Below are 6,796 nucleotides of genomic sequence, written 5' to 3' on the forward strand. Positions count from 1 at the left end.
CGCGCACGATCGATTCCGAGGTCCGCCGCCTGGTCGAATACGGTCTGTCGGAGGCGACGCGCATCATCACCGAGAAGCGCGGCGATCTCGAAACTCTGGCCAAGGGCCTGCTCGAATACGAGACCCTGTCGGGCGACGAGATCATCGGTCTCCTCGCCGGCAAGCTGCCGGTTCGCGACACCGGTGACGACCCGACGCCGCCGCGCGGTTCGCCGGTGCCGACCACCGGCATCAACCGGCCGAAGCCCAACCCGGAACCGGGCCTGGAGCCGCAGCCGCAGGTCTGAGGATTTGCTTCAATCAAAAGGCCCGCGTCGTGAGACGCGGGCCTTTTGCGTTTGAGGGTTTATCGCCGGATCCCCGTAAGGCTTTTCGAGGCCGGCGCCCCAAATGTCTGGCGAAAAGCGTGCGCGAAATGCGCCTGATCGGCGAAGCCCGCATCATGCGCCGCCGTCGTGAAATTGGCGCCTTCGACGACCGCCCTGATGGCGCGACGCATCCGCACCCAGCCGCGGTAGCGGCGGAACGGGATGCCCATCTGAGCGGTGAAAAGATGCTGGAAGCGGGACGCCGAGAGCCCGGCAGCCGATGCGCAGCGCGATGCGGCAAGCGGCGGGAAGTCTGCGTCACGCGTGTCCATGAGATCGAGCGCTCGGGCGAGGCGCGGGTCGATCGGTCTGCGCGCGCGCGCCGTTGCGAACCGCAGCAAGTCGGCCAGCGCCTCGCCGGCCCACGCGGCACCCGTACTGCTTTCAAAGAGCGCGCGCAGCGCCGCCACCTCGCCGGACGCGCCGACGAGCGCGCCACCGACTTCCTCGGCGTCGGCAACGAGCGGCGCGAGCCCTGCCGCGTCCCCGGCGGATGCTTCGACGTAAAACACCGCGAGCGGGTTGCCGCCGAGATCGAGCTCGTGAACCACGCCGGCCGGGATCATCGCCGTCCGGCACGTCAGCCAGGAGCCGCCGGCGATGCGCAGTCCGAAGCGGCCGTAGAGCCCGGCCAGATAGACCGGCGCGCCATGGCGATGGGCCGCGTTGTAGTCCAGCGGGCCGGCGAAAAACGTATGGGCCGAGTCGAGATGCCAAAGCGGCGCCGGATGGTCGGATGCGAGGCCAGCACGTTCGTACAAGCGATCGGGCATCGCTGCGTTCATCGTCGTCTCCGGTGGCAGTCGTTGACGCCGTCATCCCGCGTGCTGCCCGGAGACAACGTCGATGAATCAATCTCCCTTCAAACCCACCCGTCGTCACCTGCTCCTTTCGGGGGCGAGCGTGGTCTGTGCCGTGCCGGCTTGGGCCAGGGCGCCTCTTCTCGGATCGACGCGCCCGACAGTTTCGCGCTTCAAGCTCGGCGCCTTCGAGGTGACGACGATCCTCGACGCCGGCGCCGTTCTCGACGGACCCTGGCCGATCGTCGGGGAAGACCGGCCGCAGGACGACGTCGCGCGGCTGATGCGGGACAATCTTCTGCCGGAGCATAAATTCCAGCCCGGCTGCACCCCGGCGATCGTCAACACCGGCGCGGAAGTCATTCTCTTCGACGCCGGCAACGGGGCTAACGGATTCATTCCGCGACCGGACGGCGGCTGGTTGGCCCGGCAGCTGGCGCCGGCCGGGTTCAAGCCGGAGCAGGTCGACGTCGTCGTCCTGAGCCACGCCCATCCCGACCACATCGGAGGCCTCATGGAGGCGGGTTCGCCGTTGTTCCCCAACGCGCGCTATGTCATCGGCGCCGCCGAACATGATTTTTGGGCGCGCGACGAACGCCTAGCTGCCGCACCCGGCAGCCTCGAAGCGAATTCAGCGGCGCAGTTTCGCGCCAACGTGCAGCCGTTCGCCGCCAAGACGACCTTCGTCGATCCGGGGCAGGACGTAGCGCCGGGCATCCGGGCGCTGGAAGCCTATGGTCACACGCCGGGGCATCTCGCCTTCACGCTCGACAGCGAGGGGCAGCGGCTGATGATATGGGGCGACTGCGCGCATCATCAGGTGGCCTCGCTCGCCGAGCCCGGCTGGCACGCTTTGTTCGACATGGACAAGGCGCAGGGCGCGGCGACGCGCCGGCGCATCTACGACATGGTGGCGACGGATCGGATCCCGGTCATCGGCTACCACATGCCGTTTCCCTCGCTTGGCTTCGTCGAGCGTGCAGGTTCAGGTTACCGCTGGATCGCGAACTCGTATCAGCTGCTGTAGGGCGCGCGCCTCGTGTCAGACTTTCCGCAGCACCACCAGTTCGCCGGCGACGAAGCCGTGGGTTTCGTAGCGGATCTGGATGGCCTCGGTGGCGACCACCGCAAACCCTGACGCCGCGGCAAGCGCCAGCACATGGCCGAGACGATGGGCGAATCGCCCGGAAGGGAGCAGCGCGAGATCGGCCTCATCGCTGGTTTCGATCGTGAAGGCGAACAGGCCACACGGCGTCAGGGCGTTGGCCACGCGTACCAGCAACGCATCGAGCGCCCCGACGTAGATCAGCACATCGGCCGCGAAGACCAGATCGAACGCCGCCGTCTTGTCGGCTAGGTAGGCGCCGGCCTCGGCGGCGATCAGGGTGTCGTAGCAGGCCCGCGCCTGCGCCTTGTCGAGCATGCCGGGTGACAGATCGAGGCCCACGAGACGGCGTCCAGGCTTGGCGAGCAGCGGGCCCGCGAGGCCGGTGCCGCAGCCGAGATCGAGGATGCGATCGAGGCGCGCCGCGTGGGTTTCCACCAGAGCCGCCAGCTGCTGAAAGGCGGTGTAGTGCAGAACCCCCACGAGCTGCTTGTCGAAGTCCTCGGCGAACTTGTCGAAGAAGGCTGTGACGTAGGCATCGGGTGATCGTTGCAGCGCCTCGCCGCGCAGCACGTCGAGCAGATAGGCGCATTCCGCGTCGTTCGGCGTCGCGGCCAGCCTGGCGGCGCCAAGCCGTAGCGCCGCGTCGGTGTGGCCGAAGGCGCCGAGCAGATGAAAGGCCCGCCGCTCGATCGTCGCCGCCTCCGTCGGGGTCAGCATCGGGTCGGCCGACCCTAGCGCCGCCGCGTCGACGGGTCCTGCGATGAGATCCGCGATGAACTGGACCTCCGCGAGTTTTAGGGCCACGACGCGATTGTGCGGCTCCAGCGCGATCGAGATTTTGAGGGCCGCTGCGGCACCCGAAAAATCGCCGAGATGCGACAGCGCCTGTCCGTAGCAGGCGTGAATGGCCGGATTGTTCGCAGCCTCGGTCTCAAGCACCGCGCGGAAGTGACCGGCGGCCTCGCCAAAGCGTTTGCCGTGAAAGAACACGAGCCCGAGACTCAGGCGGGCGTCCGTGAGGCCGGGATCGAGCGCCAGGGCCGTCGTCAGGGCCTGTTCCGCGCCCGAGGCGTCGTCGAGCGCGCTGCGGATCGAGCCGAGGCGCAGCCAGCCGTCGGCCTGCATCTTGTCACGAAACAGCGCCTCTTCCATGCAGGCAGCCGCCTGGTGGAGCTGCCCGCTGGCGTTCAGCGCACCGGCGAGATCGGTCCAGATCCGCGCATCCTGCGGAACCAGGGCGACGGCGCCGGTAAAAACCTGCGCGGCGGTCTCCGGCTTGCCCTGGTCCCAGAGGATCAATCCGTAGTGGCGCAAGGCGTCGGCGGCGCTCTCGTAGCGTTCCAGCAGAGTCGCGAGACGCGCATCGCCCGCGCGCCAGATGGCGATCGCCCCTTCGACTTCGGGCACGCCCGGCAGCTCAATCCCCATCACGTCCTCATAACACCGTGCGACTGGAACGGCGGTCCGCAAACTGAGCCGACGCTTACGACTGCGGGCTTGCCCCAAGCTATGCACCAGCCGGTGTGTTTCACGCCGCGACGGGCCGCCGTATGCGCCGGTTAAAGGAATTGAGCGCAACATGGGTTAGGCGATAGGAGTTCCTACCGTTGCCATGGCGCCCAGAGGGGTCATGTGGCGCAATCCGGCAGTCGATGGGGGTCACGATCGCGTGCGCGTAAAGTTGGCTCACTCCTCGATGCCGGTTTCGAAACGTCGATGAGCGTCGCCGCGCCGCCTGCGATCGAGCCAAAGCAGGGCGTGCTCGCCCGGTTCGTCATGCGCCTGCGCGTCCTCGTCCGCCAGGAGGAGATCGGCCTGATCACCCTGTCGGTTGTCGCGGGGGCGATGGCGGGGGCTGCCGTGACGGCGCTGTCGCAGGGCGCGCGGCTGCTGCATATCGCGCTTTACGGGCTCGATGGCCAAGGATCGCTCAGCGCGATGGTGACGCTGCACAACCCATGGCAGGCCGCCATCCCGGCGTTGGGCGGGCTGGTGCTCGGCCTGGTCAGCCGGCTTCTCGCGCACTGGCGGCGGCGGCGTCCGGTCGATCCGATCGAGGCCAATGCCCTGCAGGGTGGCCGCATGTCGGTGACCGACAGTCTGCTCATCGGCGGGCAGACGCTCATCTCCAATGGCGCCGGGGCGTCGGTCGGCCTCGAGGCCGCCTACACCCAGGTTGGCTCCGGGCTCGCGTCGTACCTCGGCGCGAGCTTCAACCTGCGTCGGGCGGATCTGCGCACGCTTGTCGGCGCCGGCTCGGCAGGCGCCATCGCCGCCGCCTTCGGCGCGCCGCTGACCGGCGCGTTCTACGCTTTCGAACTGATCATCGGCAGCTATACGCCGTTCGGCTTGGCGCCGGTGGTTGCCGCCGCGATTTCCGGCGTGCTCGTGTCGCGCGCGCTCGGCACCGGCGACAGTTTCATCGGCCAGATCGCGTCGGACGTGACGCTGCAGGGCGGCACGATGGTGGCCCTTCTGCTGCTGTCGCTGGCCTGCGCGGCGATAGGCATCGGCATCATGCGCCTCGTCGGGCTGATCGAGGCTTTGTTCAAGCGCAGCCCCGTGCCGGCCTTCCTCCAGCCGGCCGCCGGCGGTGTCGTTCTCGGCGCCCTGGCGCTGATCACGCCGCGCGTTCTGTCGGCCGGCCACGGCGCGTTCGCCGAGCTCATTCATGGCGTCATGCCGACGCTTCTCGTTTTGGCGCTCACCCTGCTGCTCAAAGCGTTGGCGTCGGCCGTGTCGATCGGCAGCGGCTTCCGCGGCGGTCTATTCTTCGCCTCGCTCTATCTCGGCGGCCTCGTCGGCAAGCTGTTTTATGCGCTGCTTCTGTTGGTGGGACCGGTGCTGCCGATCGACGATACGACCTGCGCCATCGTTGGCATGGCGGCGCTGTCGGTGACCATCGTCGGCGGCCCGCTGACGATGAGCTTTCTGGCGCTGGAAACCACGGGCGACTTTCCGCTCAGCATCCTCATCCTCGCGGCGGCGACGGTCGTGTCGGTGATCGTGCGGCGGACCTTCGGCTATTCCTTCACGACCTGGCGGCTGCATCTGCGCGGCGAGTCGATCAAGAGCGGTCAGGATGTCGGCTGGATCCGCGGCCTGACGGTGCGCCGGCTGATGCGCCCCGATGTGGACACGATCTTTGCCGACGTCAGCATCGCGACCTTCGTCGCGACCCATCCGCTCGGCTCGACCTACTGGGTCGTCGCAACCGACCCGTTCGGACGCTACGTCGGCATGGTGTCGGTGGCGGAGGCGCACCAGCTGACGTCCGATCCCGAACGCGCCAAGGATCACGTCACCGCGTTGCTGCGCCACCCCATGACGGCGCTGACGCCGGATCTCAACATCCGCGAGGCGGCTCGCCTGTTCGAGCAGAGCGAGAGCGAGGCGCTGGCGGTGACGGAAAGCACGACCGACCGCAGCGTCATCGGGCTGTTGACCGAGGCCCACGTGCTGCGGCGCTACACCGAAGAGCTCGACAAGGCACGCCAGGATCTTACGGGGGAGAAGTGGATCGGGGAGGGGTAGCACCGTCGATGTCATCCCGGGGCGCCGAAGGCGAACCCGGGATTCATGCACACCGACTGTCAGACATCGCGAGAACGTGGCCGCATCAGCCCGGACCGCAAACTATGGCGTGTGCATAGGCCCCGGCCCTCCGCTACGCTTCTGCCGGGGTGACGCGGTGCGCTACGCCGCCTCTTTGAGCCGACTGGAGATCATCTCGCGCAGCGTCTGCAGATCGGCCGCAAACTTGCGGATGCCTTCGGCCAGCATCTCGGTCGCCATCGGATCCATGTTGATCATCAGGCGGAAAGTTTTCTCGTCCATCTCGATCTTGGCCGGCGCCTTTTTGGCCGCCGTTTGCGGATCGAGCTTGCGGACGAGGTCGCCGTTGTCGGCGGCGAGCTCCTTCAGCAGGTCGGGGGAGATCGTCAGGCGGTCGCAACCGGCCAGCGCCTCGATCTCGCCGATGCTGCGGAACGATGCGCCCATCACGATCGTCTTGATGCCGTAGGCTTTGTAATAGGCGTAGATCTCGCGAACCGAGATCACACCCGGATCGGTCTCCGGCGTGAACGTCTTGCCGTCATGCTTCTTGTGCCAGTCCAGAATGCGCCCAACGAAGGGCGAGATCAGGAAGGCGCCGGCGTCGGCGGCGGCGATGGCCTGCGCCAGATGGAAGATCAGGGTGACGTTGCAGTCGATCCCTTCTTTCTGCAGAATTTTGACGGCTTGGATGCCTTCCCAGGTCCCGGCGATCTTGATCAGGATCCGCGACTTGTCGATGCCGCGGCTGGCATAATCGGCGATGATGGCCCGCGCCTTGGCCAGCGTGCCTTCGGTATCGAAGGAAAGGTCGGCGTCGACCTCGGTCGAGACGCGGCCGGGCACGATGGTCGTCAGTTCGGCGCCGAAATTCACGGCGAGGCGGTCGACGATCTGGCTGGTCACGTGGCCGTGGCTTCGTCCCCAGACGAGCGTCTCGTCGATGAAGCGGCCGTAACCCGGCA

Annotated in this window: 5 protein-coding genes and 1 pseudogene; 3 read left to right on the plus strand and 3 right to left on the minus strand. The window is 67.4% G+C overall.

The features are described 5' to 3' along the window. Positions 1–287: pseudogene (locus GSQ79_RS04480) on the plus strand (cell division protein FtsH); the annotation flags it as partial. A gap of 59 nt (positions 288–346) precedes the next feature. On the opposite strand, the gene GSQ79_RS04485 reads toward GSQ79_RS04480, so the two are convergent. Continuing rightward, positions 347–1,141, minus strand: a complete 795-nt coding sequence (locus tag GSQ79_RS04485; RefSeq protein ID WP_158807555.1) for a helix-turn-helix transcriptional regulator — start codon at positions 1,139–1,141, stop codon at positions 347–349. A gap of 73 nt (positions 1,142–1,214) precedes the next feature. Here GSQ79_RS04485 and GSQ79_RS04490 point away from each other — a divergent pair, with 73 nt between their 5' ends. Next, positions 1,215–2,195, plus strand: coding sequence for an MBL fold metallo-hydrolase (locus GSQ79_RS04490; RefSeq protein ID WP_158807535.1), 981 nt, complete (start codon positions 1,215–1,217; stop codon positions 2,193–2,195). A 15-nt stretch (positions 2,196–2,210) separates the two neighbouring features. On the opposite strand, the gene GSQ79_RS04495 is transcribed toward GSQ79_RS04490, so the two are convergent. Further along, positions 2,211–3,704: a methyltransferase domain-containing protein gene (locus tag GSQ79_RS04495; RefSeq protein ID WP_158807536.1), complete on the minus strand. Its 1,494-nt coding sequence runs from the start codon at positions 3,702–3,704 to the stop codon at positions 2,211–2,213. 288 nt (positions 3,705–3,992) lie between these two features. On the opposite strand from GSQ79_RS04495, the gene GSQ79_RS04500 reads away from it, so the two are divergent. Then, a complete protein-coding gene (locus GSQ79_RS04500; protein WP_158807537.1) occupies positions 3,993–5,810 on the plus strand; it encodes a chloride channel protein in 1,818 nt (605 codons plus the stop codon). A gap of 162 nt (positions 5,811–5,972) precedes the next feature. Here GSQ79_RS04500 and GSQ79_RS04505 read toward each other — a convergent pair. Further along, the coding region (locus GSQ79_RS04505) for a transaldolase family protein (protein ID WP_158807538.1) at positions 5,973–6,796 on the minus strand (824 nt) is incomplete at its 5' end.

The organism is Beijerinckia sp. L45, from assembly GCF_009765775.1.
In the GTDB taxonomy this organism is placed as follows: Bacteria; Pseudomonadota; Alphaproteobacteria; order Rhizobiales; family Beijerinckiaceae; genus RH-AL1.

What these genes read in the sequence shown, in the direction of transcription:
- GSQ79_RS04485 (WP_158807555.1), bottom strand. Translation starts at nt 1,141, where the DNA reads ATGCCCGATCGCTTGTACGAACGTGCTGGCCTCGCATCCGACCATCCG.
- GSQ79_RS04490 (WP_158807535.1), top strand. Translation starts at nt 1,215, where the DNA reads ATGAATCAATCTCCCTTCAAACCCACCCGTCGTCACCTGCTCCTTTCG.
- GSQ79_RS04495 (WP_158807536.1), bottom strand. Translation starts at nt 3,704, where the DNA reads ATGGGGATTGAGCTGCCGGGCGTGCCCGAAGTCGAAGGGGCGATCGCC.
- GSQ79_RS04500 (WP_158807537.1), top strand. Translation starts at nt 3,993, where the DNA reads ATGAGCGTCGCCGCGCCGCCTGCGATCGAGCCAAAGCAGGGCGTGCTC.